Here is a 24,020-nt window from a genome sequence, read left to right as displayed (position 1 = left end):
CTCGCCGTACCGTCCCAGCCGTCCGCCCGTCCGCCCACCCGTTCCGAAACGAGAGCCATGTACCTGCTGAACAACACACTGCGGCCCTACGGGTGGGGTTCACTGACGGCCATGGCCGAGCTTTTCGGCCGGGAGCCCTCGGGCCAGCCGGAAGCTGAGCTGTGGATCGGCGCCCACCCCGGCGCTCCGTCGGCCCTGGTGCCGCCGGTTCCGGCGGCACAGACACTCGATGAGCTGATCGCTGCGGATCCGCACCAGATGCTCGGCCGGGAGGCAGCGGAAACCTACGGCGATGTCCTGCCCTTCCTGGCCAAGGTCCTGGCGGCCGGGGCACCCTTGTCGCTGCAGGTGCACCCCACCGCGGAGCAGGCCCGTGCCGGTTTCGCCGCCGAGGATGCCGCGGGCGTGGACCGCGGAGCGCCGGAGCGCAACTACAAGGACCGCAACCACAAACCGGAAATGATCTTTGCGCTGACGCCGTTCGAAGCATTGTGCGGATTCCGCGCCCCCGATGAGGCCGCCGAACTCTTCCGCGCCGTCGTGCGCGCGGTAGACACGCGGGCAGAGGTGCCTGAACTGCTGACGTGGGCCGTAGCGGAACTGTCCAGTGGTCATGACCCCGCAGACCGGCTGCGGAACGTCTTCAGCACCCTGATCCAGGACGGTCCCGAGGTACGGCACACGGTCACGGTGGCCGCCGATGCCCTGGCCGCCGCCGATCCCGCGGACCTGGCACCGTTTGCGAAGGAACTCGTGACGGTGCTCGAACTGCACGTCTACTACCCCGCCGATCCCGGGGTGCTGCTGTCCCTGCTGCTGAACCGCGCGTCGCTGCAGCCCGGGGAGGCCGTGTACCTGCCCGCGGGCAACGTCCATGCCTACCTGAACGGCCTCGGCATCGAGGTGATGGCTTCCTCGGACAACGTCCTGCGCGGCGGGCTGACGCCCAAGCACATTGACGTTCCGGAACTGCTGCGGACCATCGATTTCCAGCCCCTGCCCGTGCCCGTGCTGGCGGCCGACTACACGCAGATGGGACAGGAGCTGTACCGCCCGCCGTTCGCCGAGTTCCAGCTCCAGCGGATTGAGCTGGAACAGCGCGCCCAGGACCAGGGCGAGGGCTACTCCCCTGCGGCGTCGATGTCAGGTTCCGATGTTTCCGTGCTGCAGAACGGGCCCACCATTGTCATCGTGGTCCGCGGCACTGTGGTCCTGGATTCGCCCAAAGGTGATTTGGTGCTGGAGACCGGGCAGAGCGCCTTCATTCCCGCAGCAGAGGCGCCGGTGATCGCCAAGCTCTCGGCACATTCGGCACAGCACGACGACGGCGCCCTCGCCTTCGCGGTGACCGTGGGCTCCCAGGGCCCCGATGCGGCCGGGCCCGTGGAGCCCCGCCTGGTTTTCTAGCCGCCTGCCGGGTTTCCGGGCCGGCATCTTCCATCGAGTGTTGACGTCGCGCCCCTCTCAGGCAGCTTTTTGGGCGTGATCCCGGCAATGGTCGAAGGCAAAGGGCGTGAGCTCGACACTCGCTGCCGAGTGCTGAGATCACGCCCCTATCCGGCCCCCGGCCACCCCGCGACCGGCCACGGAAGGTCAGCGGCGGAGTTTCGCCTTCGCAGCTGAAGCCAGTCCTCGCAGTTTCCGCAGCCCGTTCTTGGCCAGCGGCAGGGCAGTGGTGAAGACCGGGTACAGCGGGGACAGCGGCTTGTCCCAAGTGCCGGCCAGCTGGTTCTCGTGCTTGGCCCAGCCCATCTTGAATTTGGACACACCGTCATTGAGCAGCCCGTTGAAGTCGTAGCGGATGATCCCGCGTTCCTTCATTTCCGTGATGGCGTGCCATTTCAGCGCGTAGTTCGCCCTCAGGTGCTCGCCCTCCTCGGTCATGCCTCCGTACAGCTCAAACGCGGTATAGCCGCTGGTGGACAGCCACAGGAAGGCAACGACGTCGTTGCCACTGAACGCCGCATAAACCGGTGAGTCCTCGCCCAGGTTGTCGAAGATGTCCAGGTAGTAGCCGTCTTCGTGGATGCCGAAGCCGGCGCGCTCCGCGGTCTGCTTGTACACCGCCAGGCAGTTGGGGATTTCGGCGCGCGTGACGCGCCGGTACTCCAGCGCCTCGCGGCCGGACTTGCGGATGTACTGCCGGTGCTTCTTCGACATATCCGCGAGCAGCTCATCCTCGGTGCGGGACAGGTCCAGGATCAGGGTGCGGCCGATCAGGATGGTGTTGGCCGAGGGCCGGAAACCGGCTGCCGGCAGGCCGGCTACCAGGTCGCCGTCGGCATCCCAGTCCGGTTCGATGCTCAGTGCCACGGGGGAATGTGCAGACTTGATGTAGCCGGCGACGGCGTCGAGGACCTCGAGCTCGCGGCCGGCAACAGACTGGGGGCCCCGGGGAATGTAGGCGAGCGCCTTGAATGGGAACGGCAGCCGGCGCAGCAGCACCTGGGCGGCGCCCACCACCTTGCCGCCGTCGTCCGCCACCAGGAGGCGGTCAACGCTCCAGTTGTGCTCGGCCTTGGTCTTGCCCCACCCCCACAGCTGCTGCGGATGTCCGTTGAAACCGTTGACGGCTTCGTTCCAGCTGGCAGAGTCGGAGCAGGGTGTAACGCGCAGTGTCATGCTTTCCAGCCTACCGGGGATGCCCAGCCCGCCGGTGCGGCTGCTCTGTGGCACCGGCCACTTGCTACGCTCGACTATGACTACTTCATCCTTTGACACGCGCTCCGCGGCTCCCGGTTCCCGGGGTACCGATCTGGCCCGGCAGCTCACCGTCACCGTCTGTTTTGTCGTCGGCATTGTCGGGTCCATGATCGGCGTCGGGGTGTTCGGCGGCACCCCGATTGCCCAGGCCGCGGGCGGTGCGCTCAACGCCGATGCCACCTATCTCGCCCCGGCCAGCGGCGCATTCTCCATCTGGTCCGTGATTTACACCGGGCTCGGGGCCTACACAATCTGGCAGTGGCTGCCGTCCCAGCGCACCTCTGGCCGGCAGCGCTCACTCGGCTGGCTCGTCGCCGCGTCCCTGCTCCTGAACGCGGCGTGGATCCTCAGCGTCCAGGCCGGCTGGGTGGGAATCAGCGTGCTGGTCATTGTCGTCCTGCTGGCAGTCCTGGCGGCCTGCTTCGCCCGCTACTCACGCTCGCCGGCGGCTAACTGGCTCGAAGCCGTAGTGGTTGACGGCACGCTGGGGCTGTACCTGGGCTGGGTATCGGTGGCCACCTGCGCCAATGTTGCCGCTGCGCTCACCGACTCCGGGTTTGACGGCCTCGGCCTGGCTCCGGAGGTGTGGTCAATCGGCATCCTCGCGGTGGTGGCCGCTGTGGGCGTCGGCCTGGCCGCCTACGGGCGGGGCAGGCTCGCTCCGGCGGCCGCCCTGGCATGGGGCCTGTCCTGGATTGCGGTCTCCCGCCTCACCGGCGAACTGCTCTCCAGCGGCACCGCGGTCGCAGCCGTGCTTGCCGCCATCGCCGTGGTCCTCGCGGCCGGAACCTACCGGGTGCTGGGCCGTGGCCGGATCCGCCCGGCCCCGGCCCCCGCCCTCCCCTGACTCGTCCCTGAACCGCCCTTTGCGGCCCGCGGCGCCACAGTGCCGATCCTCGATGCGCTGTACCGGGATGAAAGCGAGTACGTCCGCCGTTCGGTCGCCACCTCGGTTCCGCTGGAGGGGAGTCCGCTTCACAGCCTCCATCCGCAACACCGGGTCAGGGCCCGCCCGTCTAGCCGTGGATTACATCGTGCATCACCGCAAAGCCAACGGAACCCAGACCGGCAAGACCTTCAAGCTGACCACCGCCACCCTGGGCCCCGGGGAAACCCTGGACGTCGCCCGCGAGCACTCGTTCCGGCCGATCACCACCCGCCGCTATCGTCCCGGCCCGCATGCCGTGACTCTGCAGGTGAACGGCGTCCCCTCCGCCCGGGCGGCCTTTGACCTACTCCCGGCACCTGCTGCCGCATCGGTGGGCAGCGCGGACAGGGCGGACAAGGCTGACAGGGCTGCCGACGGCGCTGTCCCGGCTGCCGTGCTGCTTCCCAGGATCCCCGGTGCGGATCAGGTTTGATAGCCTCCCCCGGAGCCCTCGTGCAGACTACGCATGCCTCTGCCTCCCCGGATCGTGCGGCGGTGGAACCGAGAGCGCAGCTCCGGCGGCTTTCAGTCAAAAACCCGCACCGAGAGTGCAGCTCTGGCGGCCAAAACACGAATTTGCCCACCACAGCTGCACACTCGGATCACGACTTTGGCCGTATCCCACCACAGCTGCACACTCGACGCTGAGCCGGCACACGGAAAAGCCCCGGAACCGCGTCCAAGCGGTTCCGGGGCTTTTGTGGCCGGCAAACGGCGGGAGCCTGCTCGCAGGCTTACTTCAGGCGTGCGTAGGACTCCCACTTGTGGGACTGGTGCTCGCCGTCGACCACGCGGATGGTGCCGGACTTGGAACGCATCACGATGGACTGCGTCAACACGCGGTCCTTCTTGTAGCGCACGCCGCGGACCAGGTCGCCGTCGGTGATGCCGGTGGCGGCGAAGTAGCAGTTGTCGCTGGTGACCAGGTCGTTGGTGGACATGACGCGGTCCAGATCGTGGCCGGCGTCGATGGCCTTCTGCTTCTCCTCATCGGAGGTCGGCCACAGCCGGCCCTGGATGACGCCGCCGAGGGTCTTGATGGCGCAGGCGGTGATGATGCCTTCGGGGGTGCCACCGATGCCCATCAGCGCATCGACGTCGGTACCCTCGCGGGCTGCGGCAATGCCGCCGGCGACGTCGCCGTCCATCAGCATCCGGGTGCGGGCTCCGGCGTCGCGGATTTCCTGGACCAGCGGCTTGTGCCGGTCACGGTCCAGGATCATCACGTTGAGCTGGTTGATCTTCTTGCCCTTGGCCTTGGCGATCAGGTGCAGGTTCTGCTTGACCGGCAGGCGCAGGTCCACCATGTCGGCGGCTTCGGGGCCGGTGATCAGCTTTTCCATGTAGAACACCGCGGAGGGATCGAACATGGTGCCGCGTTCAGCCACCGCCAGCACGGCCAGCGCGTTGTTGATGCCCAGCGCCGTCAGGCGGGTGCCGTCAATCGGGTCCACCGCGACGTCGCAGAGGGCTCCGGTGCCGTCACCGACGTGCTCGCCGTTGTAGAGCATGGGGGCTTCGTCTTTTTCGCCTTCACCGATAACCACAACGCCGTTGAAGGAGACGGTGGAGATCAGTGAACGCATTGCGTCGACGGCAGCGCCGTCGGCGGCGTTCTTGTCGCCGAACCCGACCCAGTGCCCGCCGGCGATGGCGGCTGCTTCGGTAACCCGGACCAATTCAAGCGCCAGGTTCCGGTCCGGCTCGTTGTCCCCGACTGCCAGGGCGGGGGAAAGTGTGGAGTACTGAGCGCCTTTGGACACGTCTAACCTCATCTTCGAAATTTCGATGTAAACCGTTTGGTGAACAACCAAAAACGGCTGATCCTTGCTCCGATCATAGTCTGAGTGGCCTTCGCCACCACCAGTGCGCGCAGATTGAGGGAATGGGGCTTGCGCTCCAACTAGGAGTTGGAGCACCGGATAAGCGATCATGGGAGGGTGAGTGAGCAGCAGCAGGACCAAGAGACGCCCGTAACCCCCGTTTTGACCCCCAAGCAGGCCAAACGGGCCAATGCGAGCGTGATCGGCATGTTGATTGCCACCGGCCTGACGCTGGCACTGGTCCTGGTTCCGGTCCTGCTCAACCCCACCCCTACGGCGCAGACCCGCAACGTCGACGTGTCGCAGATCGCAAACCAGGCGGCCGGCGACGCCGGTTACGCGCCGCTCGCGCCGGAGCTGCCCGAGGGCTGGAGTTCGAACTACGCCCGCTGGGAGGCCGCCGGGACCAGCGGGGTCCCCGTTTGGGAAGTGGGTTACGTCACTCCCGGATCAGACTTTATTAGCCTTGCCCAGACCGATGCGGGCAACCCGACCTGGATCGCCCAGATGTCCGACAACGCCAAGGTGGCCGGTGAACGCGCTGCCGGCGGGAGCACCTGGGAGCTGCGGGACTCCGAGGAGGGCGAAGCGAGCCTGATCCTGGAACAGGACGGCATGACCGTGGTCCTGAGCGGAGAAGCCGACCTGGCCGAGTTCGACGTCCTCGCCGAAGCCGTGGTCCGGGAGCTGGGTAACAAGTAGTCGTTCCCTACGGCCCGGGGACTACGCTAAGTAGCGTGACTGAAACGACTGATCCCGTTATTACCCCCGCCCAGGCCTGGCAGACACTGCATGAAGGCAACGCCCGCTTTGTAGCCGGAAACTCCTCTCATCCCAACCAGGACGCCAACCGCCGCAGCTCCCTGATCCATGAGCAGAACCCCTTTGCCGTCATCTTCGGTTGCTCGGACTCCCGGCTGGCCGCCGAGATCATTTTCGACCTCGGCCTGGGCGACGCCTTCGTCATCCGTACCGCGGGGCAGGTGATCGACGACGCCGTCCTCGGCTCCCTGGAGTACAGCGTCGTCACCCTCGGCGTCCCGCTGATCGTGGTCCTGGGCCATGACAGCTGCGGCGCAGTGACCGCAGCCAAGCGGACGGTGGATACCGGGGAGATGCCCGGCGGCCACATCCGCAACCTGGTGGAGCGCATTACCCCCTCCGTCCTGGCTGCCCAGCGCAACGGGTTCACCGAGGTCAACGACATGGTCGTGGAGCACACCAAGCAGACCGCCGAACGCCTGGTGGAAAGCTCCCAGCTCATCGCCGCGGCAGTGGAAGAGGGCCGCACCGCCGTCATCGGCGTTTCCTACCGGCTGGCTGAAGGCGCCGCGGACCTGGTCTCCGGGTTCGGCGCCCTGGCCCACCCCTCGGTGCTGCGCTCCCCACGGGCCTGACGACGGTGACCGGGCCGACCGGCGCGACGCCACGCGCCGTCGTCCGGTTTCGGCCCGGGCGCTGCGGATACTAGGGTTGGGAGCATGACTTCTGACACTCCTGAATTCCGCATCGAACATGACACCATGGGCGAGGTCCGCGTCCCGGTGAACGCCCTCTACCGTGCCCAGACCCAGCGCGCCGTCGAGAACTTCCCGATCTCCGGCAAGCCGTTGGACAGCGCTCACATCGAAGCGCTGGCCCGGATCAAGAAGGCCGCGGCCACCGCGAACGCCGAACTGGGAGTGCTCGACGACGAGCGCGCCCGGGCCATCGAAAAGGCCGCCGACCTGGTGGCCGGCGGCTCCCTGGACGACCAGTTCCCGATCGACGTCTTCCAGACCGGATCCGGAACCTCCTCCAACATGAACACCAACGAGGTCCTGGCCGAGCTGGCCACCCGCGCCCTCAAGGACGCCGGGAGCGATACCACGGTCCACCCGAACGACCATGTGAACGCCTCGCAGTCCTCCAACGACGTGTTCCCGACCTCTGTCCACGTCGCAGCGACCTCCGCCCTGATCAACAACCTGATCCCCGCCCTGGACTACCTGGCGCTTTCGCTCGAGCGCAAGGCCGTGGAGTTCAAGGATGTTGTGAAGTCCGGCCGCACGCACCTCATGGACGCCACCCCGGTGACCATGGGCCAGGAGTTCGGCGGCTACGCCGCGCAGGTCCGTTACGGCATCGAGCGCGTCCAGGCTTCCCTGCCGCGCGTGGCCGAAGTTCCCCTGGGCGGCACCGCCGTGGGCACCGGCATCAACACCCCGGCCGGTTTCCCGCAGCGCGTCATCGAGATCCTGGCCGCCGACACCGGCCTGCCGCTGACCGAAGCCCGCGACCACTTCGAGGCACAGGCCAACCGCGACGCCCTCGTTGAGGTCTCCGGCATGCTGCGCACCATCGCCGTGTCCTTCTCCAAGATCGCGAACGACCTGCGCTGGATGGGTTCGGGCCCCAACACCGGCCTGGGCGAAATCGCCATCCCCGACCTGCAGCCGGGCTCCTCGATCATGCCGGGCAAGGTCAACCCCGTCATCTCCGAGGCCGTGATGCAGGTTGCCGCACAGGTGGTCGGCAACGACGCCGCCATCGCCTGGGCCGGTACGTTCGGCTACTTCGAACTCAATGTCGGCATCCCCGTCATTGCCTCGAACCTGCTCGAATCCATCCGCCTGCTGTCCAACTCCTCCCGGATCATGGCCGACAAGATGATTGACGGCATCGAAGCGAACGTGGAGCGCGCCCGTTACCTGGCCGAGGCTTCCCCCTCGATCGTGACCCCGCTGAACAAGTTCATCGGCTACGAGAACGCCGCCAAGATCGCCAAGTTCGCCGTCAAGGAAGGCAAGACCATCCGCCAGGCCGTCGAAGAGCTCGGCTTCGTGGAGCGCGGCGAGCTGACCGTGGAGCAGCTGGATAAGGCACTGGACGTGCTCTCCATGACCAAGCCCCCGCAGGCCTAGCCACAGCAGACTGCCGCTGCGCAGCTTCCTGCGCAGCGCAAAGGCGCCCGGCCGTCAGGCCGGGCGCCTTTGCGCTGTCCACACACATAAATTGTCGGCCCGCCCCGCACTGCCACCCCCCCCCTAAGTTGCACTATGTCCAGGGTGGTGCAAATATACACTCCGTGACTAATAGTGCACCGGATGACGGCTGCGGGCTCCGCGAGCGAAAACGGACGGCAACCAAGCTCGCCATCATTACGGCGGCCAGGACCCTGACGGCAGCTCGCGGCGTGAGCGGCTTTACCGTCGAGGAGCTGTGCGAGGAAGTGGGCATTTCCCGCCGCACGTTCTTCAATTATTTCCCCGCCAAGGAAGATGCCATCCTTGGCTCCCCCGCCGATGAGATTCCGGCCGACCTGGCCGAAAAGTTCATCGCCGGCGGCGCCAGCTCCGCGCCGGGCACCTTTTCACCCACCCTGCTGGCGGATTTCACTGACTTCGCGGTTGCACTGATGGACCGCATGGCGATCTCCCGCCAGGAGATGAATGCGCTCAAGGACGCGGTGGCCGCCGAGCCCCGGCTGCTCCAGAAAGTCCTGCACGGCTCCCGGGATGCCGAGGACGCAATCGCCGCACTGCTGACGGCCCGGGAAGGAATCCCTGCCGACGACCCCCGGGTCGGGGCAGCACTGGGCCTCTTCGCCTGCCTCACCGAGCGCGCCGGACCTGCCTTCTTTGATCCGGAGAACACCCGCTCCTACCGATCCATCCTTACGGAGCACATCGCCGCCCTCCAGCAGCTCTTCGCCTCTTCCACCCCTCCCACCTCTGCCAAGGACATTTCATGACCGCTACCGCCGCGCGCGCCTCCGAGCCGCTGCTGCTGACCCAGAAACGCATCTGGATCATCTTCTCCGCCCTGATCGCAGGCATGCTGCTCGCCAGCCTGGACCAGACCATCGTCTCCACCGCCATGCCCACGATCGTGGGCGAACTGGGCGGCGTCGAACACCAGACCTGGATCACCACTGCCTATCTGCTGGCCACCACCATCGTGATGCCGATCTACGGCAAGTTCGGCGATGTGCTGGGCCGGCGCAACCTCTTCCTGTTTGCCATCGCGCTGTTCACCGCAGCTTCGGTCGGCTGCGCCTTTGCCACCGATTTCTGGGGCTTCGTCATCTTCCGCGCGATCCAGGGCCTGGGCGGCGGCGGCCTGATGATCCTGTCGCAGGCGATCATCGCCGATATCGTGCCGGCCAACCAGCGCGGCAAGTACCTCGGCCCGCTGGGCGGCATCTTCGGCCTCTCGGCCGTGGCCGGACCGCTGCTGGGCGGTTTCTTCGTGGATCACATGACCTGGCAGTGGGCCTTCTACATCAATATCCCGATCGGCATCATCGCGTTCCTGATCGCTTTCTTCACGCTGACCCTGCCGAGCAAGAAGGCCACCAAGCGCATCGACATCGGCGGCGTCGTCCTGCTGTCCATTGCCACCACCTGCCTGATCTTCTTCACCGACTTCGGCGGCCGCGACGATTACGGCTGGACCGACCCGATGACCCTGCTCTTCGGCGCCGGCATGCTGGCTGCCGCAGCCCTCTTTGTGATGGTGGAAAACCGGGTGGCCGATCCGATCATTCCGATGAGCCTGTTCAAGAACCCGATCTTCGTCAACAGCACCGCCATCGGCTTCACCCTGGGCATGGGTATGTTCGCGGCCCTGGCCTTCGTGCCGACCTTCCTGCAGATGTCCACCGGCACCTCCGCGGCCGTCTCCGGCCTGCTGATGCTGCCGATGATGGTCGGCATGATGGGCACCTCGATCTACTCCGGGTTGGCCATCACCAAGCACGGGACCTACAAGAAGTACCCGATCATGGGCGCCGCGCTGGTCATCCTGGCCATGCTGTGGATGACCACGCTTTCCGCCGATACCCCGGTCTGGGTGATCTGCGCGCAGCTGTTCGTCTTCGGCGCCGGCCTCGGCTACATCATGCAGGTGGTCATCCTGGTGGTGCAGAACTCCGTACCGGTGGACCAGATCGGCACCGCCACCTCTTCCAACAACTACTTCCGTGAAGTGGGGGCCTCCCTGGGCGTGGCCATCTTCGGTGCCATGTTCACCACGCGCCTCTCCGAGAACCTGCACGAGGTCTTCACCGCCGCCGGGTTCGACCCCGCCGCTGCCGGCGAGGCCACCGCCACCCTGCAGCCGTCCGTCATGAATGACCTGCCGGAGCCGATCCGGGACGGCATTGTCACCGCCTACGCCGACTCCCTGGCCCCGGTCTTCTGGTACCTGATCCCGTTCCTGGTCATCGCCCTGGTGCTGGCCCTGTTCCTGAAGCAGATTCCGCTCTCCGACGTGGCGGGCATGGTGGCCCGCGGTGAAGCCGTAGGAGGCCCGGAGGCCGACCGGCTCGAGTCTGAGCGGCTGGCCGCTGCGAAGACAGCCTCGGATCCCGCTGAGCCAGCGCCGGCTCCGGATGCGCTTGATAGGCCCGCAAATGACCCCGGCAGCCCGCAGCCAACCCCGCAGTCAACCCGTAACAACGACGCCGGATAGTTCCGCGTCGCCACTCCCCTGCTCCGGCCCCCTGCTCCTCTTCCGGGAGCAGGGGGCCGGGGCTGTTTAACCGGTGAACCGGCCTTCAGTGGTCAAAGGAGGGAACGCCGTCGGCCTCCAGGGCCAGGTCCAACAGCATGGTGTGGCGTTCGCTCAGCGGCGGCAGCGCGTCCAGGGGGAACCAGCGGACATCCACGGATTCGTCGTCGTTCACCCGGGCTGTTCCGGAGACATAGCGGCAGCGGAAGGCCACGTTGAGGAAGGAACACTCGTCGCCGTTGGGGAAGGTTATGGGCCCGTGCGAGCCGACATGGATCAGGTATTCGATCCGGGCGGTCACACCGGTCTCTTCCTCCACTTCGCGCAGGGCACCGGCGGCGGGTTCCTCCCCCGGTTCCAGCATGCCCGTGACAAGGGTCCAGCGGCCGTTGTCCGCCCGCTGCGCCAGCAGCACCTGCTCCTCCTCATTGAAGACGACGGCGGTGATCCCCGGGAGCCAGAGCAGTTCGTGGCCGATCTTCTCGCGCAGGGACAGGACAAAATCTGGCGTGGGCATGCTCCTACTGTAGGCCAGGCAGCACCATCGCCAGCCCGGCACCGGCGAGCATGAACGGCCCGAAGGCGATGCTCGTCCTGGCGGTTCCCCGCCGGGACAGGATCAGCCACACGCCCCACCCGCCGCCAAGCAGGAACGCGGCAAAGGTGCCGGCCAGCACGAATTCCCAGCCGAGAAATCCCAGGTACAGGCCCAGTACCCCGGCCAGTTTGACGTCGCCGAAGCCAAGTCCTGCCGGGTTGCCCAGGCGCAGCAGGAAGTACGCCATCCAGAGCGCGGCTCCCGCTGCGGCCATCGGCGCGATCCTGGCCGGGTCTCCCGCGGCCAGGGCGGCCGTGCCGAGCAGCAGCGCCGCTGCCGGATAAGCCGGCAGCACCATCCGGTCCGGCAGGCGGTGCGTCAGGGCGTCAACGACTGCCAGCCGGACCGCGAGGACCAGGAAGTACGCGGCTGCCAGACCCAGCAGCCAGAAAGCAGCACCGCCTGCCGCATGATATTCCCCCAGGACCCCCACCATGGGAACACGGTACGCCACAGCAAAACGCGCGGTGCCCGGCCAGGCAGCCCTGTGGATAACGGAACTGCTGCTGATCCGCTGGCAACCACCGGAATACACTGGCCCCATGGCCGACGACACTGCCGCCGGGAGCCCGGCCGAGGCCCTGGAACGGGCCTCCAACAATGACAGCCTGGATTTCCTGGCCCGGGCCGGTTTCGCTGTGATGGCCCTGCTGCACATCCTCATCGGCTTCATTGCGCTGCGCCTGGTTTTCGGCCGGTACGGCGATGCTGACACCAGCGGCGCCCTCGGACCGCTGGCCGCGTCCGCGGCCGGGCCGGCCCTCATGTGGGGCGGGTGCGCCGCCTGCGCCGCGCTGGCATTGCGGCAACTCGGCGAGGCGACCGTGCGCGTGCGCCGGAAACCGGCCGGGACCCGCCTCACCAAGGCGGTTTCCTCCGGGTCACTGGTGCTGATCTACGGCAGCGTCGCGGCGACCTTCGCCGCCTTCGCCCGGGGCCGGGGCAGGGACTCCGGGGATTCCACCGCGCATTTCAGTTCCACAGTCCTCGCCTCGCCTGCAGGCCGGCCCGCGCTTACCGCCGTCGGCCTGCTCATCCTGGGCATCGGCGTGTACTTCATCTATAAGGGTGCGCGCCGCAAGTTCCGGAGCGAACTCCGGCACTTCGCCGGCACGCGCCGGGGACAAGCCATTGAAGTCCTTGGCGTCACCGGGCACGTCGCGAAGGGCATCGCCCTGATCCTGGCCGGCGGGTTGTTCATTTTTGCTGCCCTCCACAACAGCCCCGGAGAATCCACCGGGCTGGACGGCAGCCTCAAACGGCTGCTGGCGGCTCCGGACGGGCCATACATTGTCGCTGTGATCGCTACAGGGCTGATCTGCTACGGCGCTTTTGCCCTGGTCCGGGCCCGCTACGGCCGGATGTAGCGGGCAGATGTAGCGGGCAGCCGGCCTTAGCCGATCTGGCCCTCCTCCAGCAGTTCCGTGACCAGCGCGGCAATCGGCGAGCGCTCGGACCGGGTCAGGGTGATGTGGCCGAAGAGCGGATGGCCCTTCAGGGTTTCGACGACGGCGGCAACCCCGTCATGGCGGCCCACCCGCAGATTGTCGCGCTGCGCGATGTCGTGGGTCAGCACCACGCGTGAGTTCTGCCCGATCCGGGACAGCACGGTCAGCAGGACGTTCTTCTCCAGCGACTGGGCCTCGTCCACGATCACGAAGGAGTCATGCAGCGACCTGCCCCGGATATGCGTGAGCGGCAGGACCTCAAGCATGCCGCGGTCCAGGATCTCCTCCACCACTTCCTTGGAGACCAGCGCCTCCAGCGTGTCGAACACGGCCTGGCCCCAGGGCCCCATCTTCTCCGCTTCGCTGCCCGGCAGGTAGCCCAGCTCCTGGCCGCCCACTGCATAGAGCGGGCGGAACACCACCACCTTGCGGTGCTCGCGGCGCTCCAGCACCGCCTCCAGCCCCGCACACAATGCCAACGCGGACTTGCCGGTGCCCGCCCGGCCGCCCAGCGACACGATCCCCACCGCCGGATCCATCAGCAGGTCAATGGCCAGCCGCTGCTCTGCGGAGCGCCCGTGCAGGCCAAACACCTCGCGGTCGCCGCGGACCAGCCGCACCTGTTTGTCCGCCCCGACCCGGCCCAGCGCCGAGCCCCGGCCGGAGACCAGGACCACTCCGGTGTTCACCGGCTGTTCTGCAGCCCCGGGAATGAAGACCGGACGGTGTTCGTACAGGCCGTCGACGTCGGCGTCCGTGACGTCCAGTTCCACGACGCCGGTCCAGCCGGTGTCCCGGACCAGGCCGGAACGGTATTCCTCGGCCCGCAGGCCCACGGCCGAGGCCTTGACCCGCATCGGCAGGTCCTTGGAGACCACGGTGATGTTCCGCCCCTCATCCGCCAGGGCCCGGGCGACGGCGAGGATACGGCTGTCATTGTCGACGCCGCGGATTCCGTGGGGAAGCACGTCCAGCGATACATGGTTCAGCTCCACCCGCAGGGTTCCGCCGGAGTCGCCCAGCGGAACGGGGGCGCCCAGCCCGCCGTGTTCGGCGCGCAGGTCGTCGAGCAGGCGCAGGGCGGCGCGGGCGAAATAGCCCAGTTCCGGATCGTGGCGTTTCTTTTCCAGTTCGGTGATCACCACCAGCGGAAGGATCACCTCGTGTTCGGCGAACCGCAGCACCGCCCTCGGATCCGAAAGCAGCACCGAGGTGTCCAGCACAAACCCGGCCGGAGCGTCCCCGGCGCCCGGTCCTTGCAGGGCCGGATCCGGTGCCGGACGGGGTTCGGGAGAGGTTCGCGGGGAAGTTCGCGGGGAAGAAGGCACAGCCACGGGAAACTCCACTCAGGGGCGCTGCCCCGGATAGGTGCGGGTGATCAATAGCACCAAGGTACGCCGGGTCGGGCTTTGCCCGCTGCAGGACACAGTTCCGTTTTGTGCGGGGTACCGGGAACTTAGGCCAAGTGCCGGGAAATCAGGATCCGAAGCGGCGCTGCCGGGACGCGTAGTCGCGCAACGCGCGCAGGAAGTCCACGCGGCGGAAGTCCGGCCAGAGTGCCTCGCAGAAATAGAACTCGCTGTAGGCGCTCTGCCACATCAGGAATCCGGACAGCCGCTGCTCGCCGGAGGTGCGGATCACCAGTTCCGGATCGGGCTGGCCGCGGGTATAGAGATACTCGGAGATCTGGGTGTCGCACAGCTCGTCGGTGATTTCGGCTATGGTCTTGCCGTGCGCGGCTGCGTCGTTCAGGAGTTCTTTGACGGCGTCCACGATTTCCCGTCGTCCGCCGTAGCCGATGGCTACGTTGACGTGCAGGCCTTCGGCGTCCGCGGTGCTGGCCCCGAGCGCGTTGAGTTTCCGGCTGAGATCGGCCGGCAGGATGTCCAGGGCGCCAACGGCGTTGACCCGCAGGTCCCCCTTCTCCCCCAGCCGGTCCAGGGTGTTGCCGATGATGTCCAGCAGGGGATCAAGCTCGTCCGGATCCCGGTTCAGGTTGTCGGTGGAGAGCATGTACAGCGTTACCCGGCGCACGCCCAGTTCCTGGCACCAGCCAAGGAATTCCAGGATCTTGTCTGCGCCGGCCTGGTGCCCGTCGGCAGTGGGCGCACCGGCGAGCTTTGCCCAGCGCCGGTTGCCGTCCACCATGACGCCGATGTGTCCGGGAATGCGGTCCGTGCTGAGGCTGCGGCGCAGCTTGCGCTCGTAGTAGGCATACACAACGCCCGGGAACCTCATGCGGAGCCGCACCTGCCTGTCCTCTGTGCCGGGGTAACGCGACCCGGGAGCGGGTGGCGCACTAAAAAGTGTATTCCCAAAATACGCACCGATCGTGCGCGGCGGGTTTTCCGGGGCTGCGGGGGCAGCTCGCCGCTCCGTAACCTACCGTTGCGTAGGTTAGGATTTTTTACATGGCTTCTTCATCGTCGTCCGCCCCGGCAGAGCGGAATCCCACCTCACGGAACGCTCCCGGACCGGTGGAATCCGCCGTCGAGCACGTTGCGGACATCCTGGATATCAAACCGAAATTCCGTGGCTGGCTGCATGCCGGGGCCACCCCGCTGGTCCTGGCCGCCGGCATAGTCCTGATAGCCCTGGCGCCGACCACCGGCACCCGCATTGCTTCCACCGTTTATGCTGTCACCGGAGTCCTGCTGTTTGGCGTTTCGGCGGTCTACCACCGGGGCAACTGGTCCCCCAAGGTCAAGCGGATTCTCAAGCGCCTGGACCACACGAACATCATGCTGGTGATTGCCGGCTCGTACACGCCGCTGGCCTGGGCCCTGCTGCCCCCGGAAAAAGCCGAAGTCCTGCTCTGGTTCATCTGGGGCGGGGCGGTGGCCGGGGTCCTCTTCCGGCTGGTGTGGCTCAATGCCCCGCGCTGGCTCTACACCCCGGTCTACATTGCCCTCGGCCTTGCCGCGCTCGTCTACATTCCGGATTTCCTGACCGTGAATCCCGCCGCAGCGGTGCTCGTCTGTGTAGGCGGCGCCATGTACATAGCCGGTGCCGTGATCTACGCCCTGAAGAAGCCGAATCCGTCACTGGACTGGTTCGGGTTCCATGAGATCTTCCATGCCTTCACCCTGGCCGGCTTTGCCTGCCACTACATTGCCATCCTGCTCGCAGTGCTCTCGGTGCCCGCCGCGTAGCCTCAGCCTTCGGCTAGCAGCTCGGTAAGCTCCTGCGCGCTGGTCACCGGGCGCCGGCACACCATCCCCCGGCAGAGGTAGGCCACGGCGGGCTTTGATCCCGGTTCCCGGCCCTCCAACAAGGGCACTCGGGTCCCGGCCGTCCCGATGCCGTCCTTCCCGTCACCCTCCGGCGTTATCCGGAACGCGAGAACCGGAACCGGGCCTGCGGCGTCGCGCGCGCTGCGCAGCAGTCCGTGAACGCTGGCGGCGTCGGTTCCGGTCACCGCCAGTTCGCGCGGACCGTCTTGGAGGGCCTGCAGGACGGACAAAGCCCAGCCCACCGCCTGCGGCGCCCGGGGCGCCACTATCTCGACGTGGGCGAGCAGCCGCTGCGCCAGGGCCCGGTGCTGCAGCGACCCGGAGTAAGCGGAGTAGGTCAGGAGCACACCGGCGAAGAGCGCCGTTCCGCTGGGGGCGGGACCGTCCATCGGGTCCGCGGCCCCTTGGGCACCCTGCGCATTGGCGAGCTGGTTTGGCCGGATGGCGGTGTCCTGCAGCACGCCTGCCGAGAGGAAGCGCTCCTGGGCGGAGCGGACCAGCGACTCCGCCGCGGTGTACCAGTCCTCGTTGCCGGTGGCCGCATACAGCGCGAACAGCCCCTCGGCCACGCCGGCATAGTCCTCCAGCAGGCCCTCGATGCCCTGGGCGCTGCCGTTGTGGGAGACCCGCCGCAGGGTGGTACCGGTCCGGTGCACGCGCAGCAGGTAGCCGGCCGCGTCCTCTGCGGCCTGCCGGGCGCGCCGTGCGGCATCCTGCTCGCCGGCGTCGCCAAGCACGACGGCGGCGGCAGCCAGCGAAGCCACCGCCAGCCCGTTCCAGCCGGCCACCACTTTCGAGTCCCGCTCCGGCTGGGGGCGCCGGTTACGGGCAGCCAGCAGCTCGGCACGGATGCCGAGCCACAGGTCCTCCCCGGCCGGATCCAGCGGACGCCCGAAGTGCAGGGTGGAGCCGAAGACGCCGTCGGGGCCGGGCTTCCCTCCGTGGGCGCCCAGATTGCCGGCCTGCAGGTCCAGCAGCTCCTCCACCCCGCCGGCGGCAGCACCCAGGACCTCGCGCAGCTGGGCGAGGGTCCAGACGTAGGTGCCGCCCTCCACCCGGTGGCCGTTTTCGATCGTGTCGGCATCCAGGGACGAAGCCAGGCCGCCGCCGTCCACGCGCAGCCGGTCGACCAGCCATCCGGCGGTCTCCCGGGTCACCCGCAGGGCGAGCCTGCGGTCCTCGGCGGAGCCGGCCGTGCGGGCCCACTGCGCGTACAGCCCCAGCAACTGGGCGTTGTCGTAGAGCATCTTTTCAAAGTGCGGCACTGCCCACCGCCGATCAACCGTGTAGCGGGCAAACCCGCCCTCCAGCTGGTCGTAGAGCGCGCTGCGGGCCATTGCGCCCAGGGTGCGGTCCGCCAGCGCAGCGGCTTCGGCTGCCGTGGAGGCATCGCTGCGTGCGTGGGCGAGCAGGAAGCGCAGGGTGGTGGAAGGCGGGAACTTGGGAGCCCCGCCGAAGCCGCCGAACTGCCGGTCTTCCAGTCCTGCCAGGGTCTCCACGGCGGCGGACAGAACGCCGCCGTCCGTCCCGCCCCCGGAACCAGTGGCCAGGTCCGGGGCCGGGACCATGCCGGCAGCAGCACTGTCCGTAAGCGGTCCAAGGAGACGCCGGTTGCCCTGCTGTGCGGAGGCCAGATGCGTGGCCAGCTGGGCGGCGCTCTGTTCGACTTCGGCAGGCCGGTCCCGGTAGGCGGAGGACACCGCCTCCAGCACATCCGGGAAGGAGGGCAAGCCCTGGACCCGCCGGGGCGAGAAATAGGTCCCCGCGTAAAACGTCCGGCCGTCCGGCAGGGTGAAAACGCTCATCGGCCAGCCGCCCTGTCCGGTCATGGCCTGGGTGGCCGCCATGTACACGGCATCGACGTCGGGACGTTCCTCGCGGTCCACCTTGATGGAAACGAAGTTCTGGTTGAGGTATTCGGCCGTGGCCGGGTCTTCAAAGGACTCGTGGGCCATGACGTGGCACCAGTGGCAGGCGGCGTAGCCGATGGACACGAACACCGGCACGTTCCGCCGGCGCGCTTCGGCAAAGGCCTCGTCGCCGAAGGGCCACCAGTCCACGGGATTGCCGGCATGCTGGCGCAGGTAGGCCGAAGCCTCGTTGCCCAGTCTCCCGGCCATCAGGTGCCCCTAGCCGCGTTCGGTGCGGCCGGGCCGTGCGTCGTCGCCGGCTGCCGGCTCCTTGGAGAGCGCGCCGGGCTCCTCGGCGCTGGGAATAAACACGTCGGTTCCCACACCGGTCAGCGCCTGCTCACGGTAACGGACACGGCGGATGCGCTTGACCATATCGCGGATGAGGAACACCACAACCAGCACCAGGAAGGCGGTAGCCAGGAAGCCCAGCAGGCCCGGTGTCACGTCGGCGATACCGACACCGGATTTCAGCTCGTCTTCCTCCATTCCGCCTGGGTTAACGAGCGAGGGCAGGCTGTACAGGAAGTTCACGGGTTTTCTCTCTCTTGGCAGCAGGCAGCTTTACGCCGTCCCTGCCCCCTATCCTAAACCAGCGCGGATACCGGCAAAGAGGTCTGTCTCCGGGAGCTCGGTCTGAACCCTGGACATAATCAGCGAATAGTCTTCCCACGGCCAGACCTTGCGCTGGGAGTCGGCGTTGACGGCGAAAAAGAAGCCGTCAGGGTCAACCTGCGTCCGGTGGCTCTTCAGCGCACGGTCGCGGGCCTCGAAAAAGTCGCCACACTGAATCTGGGTGGTGGTCGGATGGGTCGGTGCCGGAGGCTGGTGTCCCTCGGTGTCGGTTTCAGCCCATGCAGCGATCCGCTCCGCGTAAGGAGAGGACAGACCTGCCTCAATGAGCGCATCGTGCAGCGCCCGGAACCGTTCGGGGTTGAACGCGCGGTCATAGTAGAGCTTCAACGGCTCCCAGGCCGCCCCGGTGCCCGGATACCGGTCCGGATCCCCGGCAGCTTCGAAGGCTTCAACTGCCACCTTGTGCGCCATGATGTGGTCCGGGTGCGGATAGCCGCCGTTCTCGTCGTAGCTGATGATCACGTGCGGACGGAACCGGCGCACGAGCCTGACCAGCGGCGCCGCTGCATGGGACAGGGGTTCCAGGGCAAAGCAGCCGAAGGGCAGGTCCGGCAGCGGGTCCCCCTCGGGAAGACCCGAGTCCATGAAGCCCAGCCACCGGTGCTGCACGTTCAGTTCCCTGCGGGCGTTGGCCATCTCCGTGCGCCGCAGCCCGGCAAGGTCCCGTTTGGCCCCGGCATTGGACTCCATGGCCGGGTTCAGCACGCTGCCGCGCTCCCCGCCGGTGCAGGTGGCCACCATGACTTCGACACCCTGCGCCGCGTAGGCGGCCATGGTGGCCGCACCCTTGCTGGCCTCGTCATCCGGATGGGCGTGGACGGCCAGCAGGCGCAGCGGCTCCCGGGCAGGGGAATTGTCAGTTGGGGCGGTCGGCACGAAGCGGCTCCTGAGAGGTCGGCGGAAATCAGACGGGAAAACTCCGATAAAATGGAGCGGTGAGCATTGAGGAAGGTCCTGACAAGCAGCCGGTCCCTGATCAGACGCCGGATGGTTCTCCGTCAGCATCAAGATTAGCCAATCGATACGGTGCTCCCAAGCCGGGCCTCTCGCGTCGCACCAAGATCGTTGCCGGCGGTGCTGCCCTGCTGCTCGGTGCGGTTGCTGCCGGCTATTTCGCCTTGCCGTCCGAGGGCGGTGACGTCACCTTCAAGGATGTCGGTTTCACGATTCCCGACGCCGGGCATGCCACCGTCGATTTCCAGGTCACCAAGGACACCGACGCCACCGTTTCCTGCGCCGTCCAGGTCCTCAATGAAACCCATGCCGTCGTGGGCTGGAAAAACGTTACAGTGGGCCCGGCCGAAGAGCGGACCACTGCGCACCGGCTCGCTCTGCGCACGGATTCACTGGGTGTGACCGGCGGAGTGAACGCCTGCTGGACCATCGACCCCAACTGATTTCCCTGGAGGGAGGGCCCGCCTTGCCCGTGCGCACGTTTGGTTTCTGCGATCAAGCCCGCAGGGTTCTTGGGTAAACGGGTTTTCAGAACTAGTATGGACCGTACGTTACGCCCCGCCCAGGTGATCAGCACACAGCCGGTCACCGCCCGGCGGGGTCTTTGCTTGTCAGGCCATTCCGGCCTTAAAAGCGTATTCAGCCACCGGCCCAGTTTGTTTGGTCCGGTCGTCACATAAGGAGAGACCCGTGTCCACCAACAGCGCACCTGCCGCTTGGCTCACTCAGGAGTCTTACGACCGCCTGAAGGCGGAACTGGACCATCTGTCCGGCCCCGGCCGCACGGAAATCGTTGCCCGCATTGAGCAGGCACGGTCCGAGGGCGATTTGAAGGAGAACGGCGGGTACCACGCGGCCAAGGAAGAGCAGGGCAAGGCTGAGGCACGCATCCGCCAGCTGACCCATCTGCTCCGCACCGCCCAGGTGGGCGAGGCCCCGGCGGACGACGGCGTGGTGGAGCCCGGCATGCTGGTGGAAGCCAGGATCGCCGGCGATCTGGAGACCTTCCTGCTGGGAAGCCGCGAAATCGCCGGCGACTCGGACATCAACGTCTACAGCGAAAAGTCGCCCCTCGGCGCAGCCATCCAGGGCATGAAGGCCGGCGACACCGCCACGTACACGGCGCCCAACGGCAAGAGCATCTCCGTGGAGATCATTGCAGCCAAGCCCTACAGCTCCTGATTTTTTCGCACGTCATCGCGGGTCCTTCCATTGGGAGGGCCCGCTTTTGCGTGTGCCCCTGCCCTGCCGGTGCCTGCTGAGCAGCACCGCGGCAAGCACTCCCCCGGCCGCGCCGAAGAGGTGCGCCTGCCAGGAAACACCGATGGACACCGGCAGCACGCCCCAGAGCAGCGATCCGTAAACCAGGAACAGGAAGCCGCCGAGCAGCAGCTGCAGGATGTCCCGGTTGTAGATGCCGCGCACCATCAGATAAGCAAACAATCCGAAGACGACGCCGGAAATTCCCACGGTCAGTCCGCCCCCGAAGAGCCAGACACCCAGTCCGGAGGCCAGCCAGGATGTGCCGAGGACCACCAGATACCGCCTGACGCCCTCGAGCAGGGTCAGGAAGGAAAAGACCACCAGCGGCAGGGTGTTCCCCAGCAGATGGTTGACTCCGGCATGCAGCAGCGGTCCGAAGACGATGCCGTCCAATCCCTGCAGCTGCCGTGGCAGGATGCCCAGCTGGTACAGCAGGGCCGGACCGGCAGCCATGGCCAGCAGATAGCAGGCCCAGATCAGTGCCGCCAGGCCCAGGGATACGTACAGGGCCGTCCTGGCCCGCTTCGCCAGCATGCCTTAGCCGTGCAGCACGACGGGCTGGAATCCTTGGGCACGCAGGTTGTTCAGCACCTGTTCGCAGTGCTCGTGTCCCTTGGTTTCCATATTGATGGTGATGGCCACGTCCCCCATGCTGATCGATCCGCCCACCCGGGTATGGTCCACGCCCGTAACGTTCGCATCGGACTCGGCGATGATCCGGGAAATGGTCGCCAGCGAACCCGGCCGGTCATCAAGCAGGATCCGCACCACCAGGTAGCGGCCCGCTGCGGCCAGGCCGCGCTGGATCACTTTCAGCATCAGCATCGGGTCGATGTTGCCGCCGGAGAGTATGACGGCGGTGTTGCCCGGGTTTTCGATCTTGCCGTCCAGCAGGGCCGCCACGCCCACAGCGCCGGCCGGCTCGACCACCATTTTCGAGCGCTCCAGCAGGAAGATCAGCGCACGTGCCAGCGAGTCCTCGCTGACGGTGACGACGTCGTCCACCAGTTCCTTGATGATGGAAAACGGCAGCTGGCCCGGCCGGCCGACGGCGATGCCGTCGGCGATCGTTGACACCTTGGTCAGGGGCACCAGCGCGTCGGCGGCCAGCGACGGCGGGTACGCGGCGGCGTTTTCCGCCTGCACGCCGATGATGCGTACCTCCCGCCCGAGTTCCTTGGCCCGCGCCTTGATTGCGACCGCGACGCCGGCCAGCAGGCCGCCGCCGCCGACCCCCATCAGGACGGTGTCCACATCGGGGACCTGTTCCAGCAGTTCCAGGCCGATGGTTCCCTGCCCGGCGATGATGTCGGCGTTGTCGAACGGATGCACCAGGACAGCCCCGGTCTCGTCGGCGTAGCGCTGGGCCTCGGCCAGCGCTTCGTCAACGTTGTGTCCGTGCAGCACTACCTCGGCGCCGTGCCCCTGCGTGGCGGCAAGCTTCGGCAGGGCCACGCCCAGGGGCATGAAGATCCGGGCCTTGATGCCCAGGCGGGCTGCGGCAACTGCAACACCCTGCGCGTGGTTTCCGGCGGACGCGGCAACCACGCCGCGGTCGCGTTCGGACGGGGAGAGCTTGGCCATCCGGACATACGCGCCGCGGACCTTGAACGATCCGGCCCGCTGGAGGTTTTCGCACTTGAAGTAGACATTGGAGCCGGTCTGCCGGCCCAGGGCACGCGAGACCTCGATGGGGGTCCGTGCGATCACCCCGTCCAGCAGCTTGGCTGCCTCCTCGATGTCATCAAGCGTCACGGGCAGCAGGGCCAGGTCGTTCACTGTGGTTTCTCGTCTTCTGCGTTGTCATCCAACGCGTCATCGTTCTCTTCGGGTGGCGGCGCCGGTGCGCCTACTGCCGCAAAAACAGGGTCCCGCGCCAGCGCGTCGTCGCGCTCCCAGCCGCGGCCGGCAATGTAGCGGACCGTGGTGTTCAGGATGGCCAGCAGCGGGACGGAGAACAGTGCTCCGGGGATCCCGGCGGCAAGGGTTCCGCCGGTAACGGCCAGGATCACGGCCAGCGGATGCAGCGCCACGGCCCGGCCCATGATCAGTGGCTGGAGGATGTGCGATTCCAGTTGCTGGACCAGCAGGACAATGCCGAGCATGATCAGTGCGTTGACCCATCCGTTTGCCACGAGGGCCAGCAGGACGGCAACAAAACCGGTGAGGAAGGCGCCGATCAGCGGCACGAAGGATCCCAGGAACACCAGGACGGACAGTGGCAGGGCGAGCGGGACGCCGATGATGGCAGCGCCCGCGCCGATGCCCACGGCGTCGATAAAGGCGACCAGCAGCTGGACCCGGACATAGTTGACCATGGATTCCCAGCCGTGGATTCCGGCACCATATCCGCCTGAACGGGCGCGGCGCGGCAGGAGGCCAGCCACGAAGCGCCAGATGCGGCGGCCGTCCAGCAGGAAGAACACCAGGGCGAAGAGGGTCAGCAGGACCCCGGCGGCAAAGTGGCCGGCGCCGGTCCCGACCGAGAGTGCACCGGAAAGGATGTTGGCGGAGTTCTGCTGGAGGGTGTTCGAGGCTTCCTGCAGCAGTGAGTCCATCTGGGTGTTGGTGATCTGCAGCGGGCCCGATGCCAGCCAGCCCTGGATCTGTTCGACGCCGGAACGGGTTTCATCCCACAGGTCCCGGAAGCCCAGAGCCAGCTGCCGGCCGACCAGGGTCAGGGCAGCGGCGATGAGTCCGAGGAACGCGACAATCGTGACGGCCACGGCCAGCCCGCCGGGAACCTTGTTCCGCCGCAGCCAGCCGGTGACCGGCGAGAGCAGCCCCGCGAGCAGCCCGGCGATCATCAAGGGAATGATCAGCAGCGAGAAATTCCGCAGAATCCAGACCAATCCTGCTGCGACCACCAGCACGACACCGAGGCGCCAGGCCCAGGCAGCGCTGACACGCAGGGCAAAAGGTACGTCGTCGGTGCCCCGGGTCGTGGAGCGGACAGCCGCCGCCTGCACCGCTTTGGGCGCGGCTACACTGCGTGCGTGAGGTCTCATGGGCTCATCTTTCCACATCGGTT

Annotated in this window: 24 protein-coding genes; 12 read left to right on the top strand and 12 right to left on the bottom strand. The window is 67.1% G+C overall.

The window, feature by feature from the left end:
• The first annotated feature begins 57 nt into the window (after positions 1 to 57).
• A complete protein-coding gene (gene manA / locus KKR91_RS04790) occupies positions 58 to 1,407 on the top strand; it encodes a mannose-6-phosphate isomerase, class I (RefSeq protein WP_210230298.1) in 1,350 nt (449 codons plus the stop codon).
• A 186-nt stretch (positions 1,408 to 1,593) separates the two neighbouring features.
• Here manA and KKR91_RS04785 read toward each other — a convergent pair whose 3' ends face one another.
• Positions 1,594 to 2,622, bottom strand: coding sequence for a lipid II:glycine glycyltransferase FemX (locus tag KKR91_RS04785; protein WP_210230296.1), 1,029 nt, complete (start codon positions 2,620 to 2,622; stop codon positions 1,594 to 1,596).
• 76 nt (positions 2,623 to 2,698) lie between these two features.
• Here KKR91_RS04785 and KKR91_RS04780 point away from each other — a divergent pair, with 76 nt between their 5' ends.
• Complete coding sequence (locus KKR91_RS04780) at positions 2,699 to 3,550, top strand: TspO/MBR family protein (RefSeq protein WP_210230294.1); 852 nt, start codon at positions 2,699 to 2,701, stop codon at positions 3,548 to 3,550.
• Positions 3,551 to 3,737: 187 nt separating this feature from the next.
• The gene (locus KKR91_RS04775; protein WP_210230292.1) at positions 3,738 to 4,064 is read left to right on the top strand and encodes a hypothetical protein; all 327 of its coding nucleotides are present in this window, start codon (positions 3,738 to 3,740) and stop codon (positions 4,062 to 4,064) included.
• Positions 4,065 to 4,365: 301 nt separating this feature from the next.
• Here KKR91_RS04775 and glpX read toward each other — a convergent pair whose 3' ends face one another.
• Positions 4,366 to 5,406, bottom strand: a complete 1,041-nt coding sequence (gene glpX, locus KKR91_RS04770) for a class II fructose-bisphosphatase (protein ID WP_210230290.1) — start codon at positions 5,404 to 5,406, stop codon at positions 4,366 to 4,368.
• A 165-nt stretch (positions 5,407 to 5,571) separates the two neighbouring features.
• Between glpX and KKR91_RS04765 the strand changes: the two genes are divergently transcribed.
• The 5 genes from KKR91_RS04765 (at position 5,572) to KKR91_RS04745 (ending at position 10,908) form a co-directional block, all read left to right on the top strand.
• Positions 5,572 to 6,156, top strand: coding sequence for a DUF4245 domain-containing protein (locus tag KKR91_RS04765; protein ID WP_237687493.1), 585 nt, complete (start codon positions 5,572 to 5,574; stop codon positions 6,154 to 6,156).
• 35 nt (positions 6,157 to 6,191) lie between these two features.
• The gene (locus KKR91_RS04760) at positions 6,192 to 6,851 is read left to right on the top strand and encodes a carbonic anhydrase (RefSeq protein WP_237687492.1); all 660 of its coding nucleotides are present in this window, start codon (positions 6,192 to 6,194) and stop codon (positions 6,849 to 6,851) included.
• 84 nt (positions 6,852 to 6,935) lie between these two features.
• Positions 6,936 to 8,357, top strand: coding sequence for a class II fumarate hydratase (locus KKR91_RS04755; RefSeq protein ID WP_210230288.1), 1,422 nt, complete (start codon positions 6,936 to 6,938; stop codon positions 8,355 to 8,357).
• 164 nt (positions 8,358 to 8,521) lie between these two features.
• Positions 8,522 to 9,187: a TetR/AcrR family transcriptional regulator gene (locus tag KKR91_RS04750; protein WP_237687491.1), complete on the top strand. Its 666-nt coding sequence runs from the start codon at positions 8,522 to 8,524 to the stop codon at positions 9,185 to 9,187.
• Complete coding sequence (locus KKR91_RS04745; protein WP_210230286.1) at positions 9,184 to 10,908, top strand: MDR family MFS transporter; 1,725 nt, start codon at positions 9,184 to 9,186, stop codon at positions 10,906 to 10,908. Before KKR91_RS04750 ends, KKR91_RS04745 begins: the two co-directional genes overlap by 4 nt.
• A gap of 85 nt (positions 10,909 to 10,993) precedes the next feature.
• Here KKR91_RS04745 and KKR91_RS04740 read toward each other — a convergent pair whose 3' ends face one another.
• Together KKR91_RS04740 and KKR91_RS04735 are read right to left on the bottom strand one after the other, a co-directional pair.
• Complete coding sequence (locus tag KKR91_RS04740; RefSeq protein WP_210230284.1) at positions 10,994 to 11,464, bottom strand: NUDIX hydrolase; 471 nt, start codon at positions 11,462 to 11,464, stop codon at positions 10,994 to 10,996.
• A gap of 4 nt (positions 11,465 to 11,468) precedes the next feature.
• Positions 11,469 to 11,981: a prepilin peptidase gene (locus KKR91_RS04735; protein ID WP_210230766.1), complete on the bottom strand. Its 513-nt coding sequence runs from the start codon at positions 11,979 to 11,981 to the stop codon at positions 11,469 to 11,471.
• A 106-nt stretch (positions 11,982 to 12,087) separates the two neighbouring features.
• Between KKR91_RS04735 and KKR91_RS04730 the strand changes: the two genes are divergently transcribed.
• Complete coding sequence (locus KKR91_RS04730; protein WP_210230282.1) at positions 12,088 to 12,912, top strand: DUF1206 domain-containing protein; 825 nt, start codon at positions 12,088 to 12,090, stop codon at positions 12,910 to 12,912.
• Between the two features lie 26 nt (positions 12,913 to 12,938).
• Here the strand turns inward: KKR91_RS04730 and KKR91_RS04725 are convergent, their stop codons facing one another.
• A complete protein-coding gene (locus KKR91_RS04725) occupies positions 12,939 to 14,255 on the bottom strand; it encodes a PhoH family protein (protein WP_237686676.1) in 1,317 nt (438 codons plus the stop codon).
• Between the two features lie 214 nt (positions 14,256 to 14,469).
• Positions 14,470 to 15,231, bottom strand: a complete 762-nt coding sequence (locus KKR91_RS04720; RefSeq protein WP_210230280.1) for an isoprenyl transferase — start codon at positions 15,229 to 15,231, stop codon at positions 14,470 to 14,472.
• Positions 15,232 to 15,404: 173 nt separating this feature from the next.
• On the opposite strand from KKR91_RS04720, the gene trhA reads away from it, so the two are divergent.
• Positions 15,405 to 16,145 (top strand): PAQR family membrane homeostasis protein TrhA, encoded by a 741-nt coding sequence (gene trhA, locus KKR91_RS04715; RefSeq protein WP_210230278.1) that lies wholly within the window; start codon positions 15,405 to 15,407, stop codon positions 16,143 to 16,145.
• A 2-nt stretch (positions 16,146 to 16,147) separates the two neighbouring features.
• On the opposite strand, the gene KKR91_RS04710 is transcribed toward trhA, so the two are convergent.
• The 3 genes from KKR91_RS04710 to mca are packed head-to-tail and all read right to left on the bottom strand — an operon-like array spanning position 16,148 to position 19,648.
• The gene (locus KKR91_RS04710) at positions 16,148 to 18,346 is read right to left on the bottom strand and encodes a thioredoxin domain-containing protein (RefSeq protein WP_210230275.1); all 2,199 of its coding nucleotides are present in this window, start codon (positions 18,344 to 18,346) and stop codon (positions 16,148 to 16,150) included.
• A gap of 9 nt (positions 18,347 to 18,355) precedes the next feature.
• Positions 18,356 to 18,670 carry a hypothetical protein gene (locus KKR91_RS04705; protein WP_420481422.1) on the bottom strand — a complete coding sequence of 105 codons (315 nt, stop codon included), beginning with the start codon at positions 18,668 to 18,670 and terminating at the stop codon, positions 18,356 to 18,358.
• A gap of 48 nt (positions 18,671 to 18,718) precedes the next feature.
• Positions 18,719 to 19,648, bottom strand: a complete 930-nt coding sequence (gene mca / locus KKR91_RS04700) for a mycothiol conjugate amidase Mca (protein WP_237687490.1) — start codon at positions 19,646 to 19,648, stop codon at positions 18,719 to 18,721.
• 59 nt (positions 19,649 to 19,707) lie between these two features.
• Between mca and KKR91_RS04695 the strand changes: the two genes are divergently transcribed.
• Together KKR91_RS04695 and greA are read left to right on the top strand one after the other, a co-directional pair.
• The gene (locus tag KKR91_RS04695; protein ID WP_237687489.1) at positions 19,708 to 20,169 is read left to right on the top strand and encodes a DUF4307 domain-containing protein; all 462 of its coding nucleotides are present in this window, start codon (positions 19,708 to 19,710) and stop codon (positions 20,167 to 20,169) included.
• Between the two features lie 247 nt (positions 20,170 to 20,416).
• Complete coding sequence (gene greA, locus KKR91_RS04690) at positions 20,417 to 20,908, top strand: transcription elongation factor GreA (protein WP_210230271.1); 492 nt, start codon at positions 20,417 to 20,419, stop codon at positions 20,906 to 20,908.
• A 12-nt stretch (positions 20,909 to 20,920) separates the two neighbouring features.
• On the opposite strand, the gene KKR91_RS04685 is transcribed toward greA, so the two are convergent.
• From KKR91_RS04685 to KKR91_RS04675, 3 genes are read right to left on the bottom strand one after another with little or no spacing between them, the layout of a single operon-like run.
• Positions 20,921 to 21,523, bottom strand: coding sequence for a rhomboid family intramembrane serine protease (locus tag KKR91_RS04685; RefSeq protein WP_210230270.1), 603 nt, complete (start codon positions 21,521 to 21,523; stop codon positions 20,921 to 20,923).
• A gap of 3 nt (positions 21,524 to 21,526) precedes the next feature.
• The gene (ilvA, locus tag KKR91_RS04680) at positions 21,527 to 22,768 is read right to left on the bottom strand and encodes a threonine ammonia-lyase (RefSeq protein WP_210230268.1); all 1,242 of its coding nucleotides are present in this window, start codon (positions 22,766 to 22,768) and stop codon (positions 21,527 to 21,529) included.
• The gene (locus KKR91_RS04675; RefSeq protein WP_210230266.1) at positions 22,765 to 23,997 is read right to left on the bottom strand and encodes an AI-2E family transporter; all 1,233 of its coding nucleotides are present in this window, start codon (positions 23,995 to 23,997) and stop codon (positions 22,765 to 22,767) included. Before KKR91_RS04675 ends, ilvA begins: the two co-directional genes overlap by 4 nt.
• Between the last annotated feature and the right edge of the window lie 23 nt (positions 23,998 to 24,020).

It is taken from the genome of Arthrobacter jiangjiafuii, from assembly GCF_018622995.1.
GTDB classification, from domain to species: Bacteria; Actinomycetota; Actinomycetes; order Actinomycetales; family Micrococcaceae; genus Arthrobacter_B; species Arthrobacter_B jiangjiafuii.
The sequence above is the reverse complement of the archived record's forward strand: the minus strand, read 5'-3'. Positions and strand labels throughout refer to the sequence as shown.

Coding starts and splice junctions, on each gene's coding strand:
- manA (WP_210230298.1), top strand. CDS start 58: ATGTACCTGCTGAACAACACACTGCGGCCCTACGGGTGGGGTTCACTG.
- KKR91_RS04685 (WP_210230270.1), bottom strand. CDS start 21,523: ATGCTGGCGAAGCGGGCCAGGACGGCCCTGTACGTATCCCTGGGCCTG.
- KKR91_RS04745 (WP_210230286.1), top strand. CDS start 9,184: ATGACCGCTACCGCCGCGCGCGCCTCCGAGCCGCTGCTGCTGACCCAG.
- KKR91_RS04735 (WP_210230766.1), bottom strand. CDS start 11,981: ATGGTGGGGGTCCTGGGGGAATATCATGCGGCAGGCGGTGCTGCTTTC.
- KKR91_RS04780 (WP_210230294.1), top strand. CDS start 2,699: ATGACTACTTCATCCTTTGACACGCGCTCCGCGGCTCCCGGTTCCCGG.
- KKR91_RS04730 (WP_210230282.1), top strand. CDS start 12,088: ATGGCCGACGACACTGCCGCCGGGAGCCCGGCCGAGGCCCTGGAACGG.
- KKR91_RS04740 (WP_210230284.1), bottom strand. CDS start 11,464: ATGCCCACGCCAGATTTTGTCCTGTCCCTGCGCGAGAAGATCGGCCAC.
- KKR91_RS04785 (WP_210230296.1), bottom strand. CDS start 2,622: ATGACACTGCGCGTTACACCCTGCTCCGACTCTGCCAGCTGGAACGAA.
- KKR91_RS04675 (WP_210230266.1), bottom strand. CDS start 23,997: ATGAGACCTCACGCACGCAGTGTAGCCGCGCCCAAAGCGGTGCAGGCG.
- KKR91_RS04755 (WP_210230288.1), top strand. CDS start 6,936: ATGACTTCTGACACTCCTGAATTCCGCATCGAACATGACACCATGGGC.
- trhA (WP_210230278.1), top strand. CDS start 15,405: ATGGCTTCTTCATCGTCGTCCGCCCCGGCAGAGCGGAATCCCACCTCA.
- glpX (WP_210230290.1), bottom strand. CDS start 5,406: ATGAGGTTAGACGTGTCCAAAGGCGCTCAGTACTCCACACTTTCCCCC.
- KKR91_RS04710 (WP_210230275.1), bottom strand. CDS start 18,346: ATGGCCGGGAGACTGGGCAACGAGGCTTCGGCCTACCTGCGCCAGCAT.
- KKR91_RS04720 (WP_210230280.1), bottom strand. CDS start 15,231: ATGAGGTTCCCGGGCGTTGTGTATGCCTACTACGAGCGCAAGCTGCGC.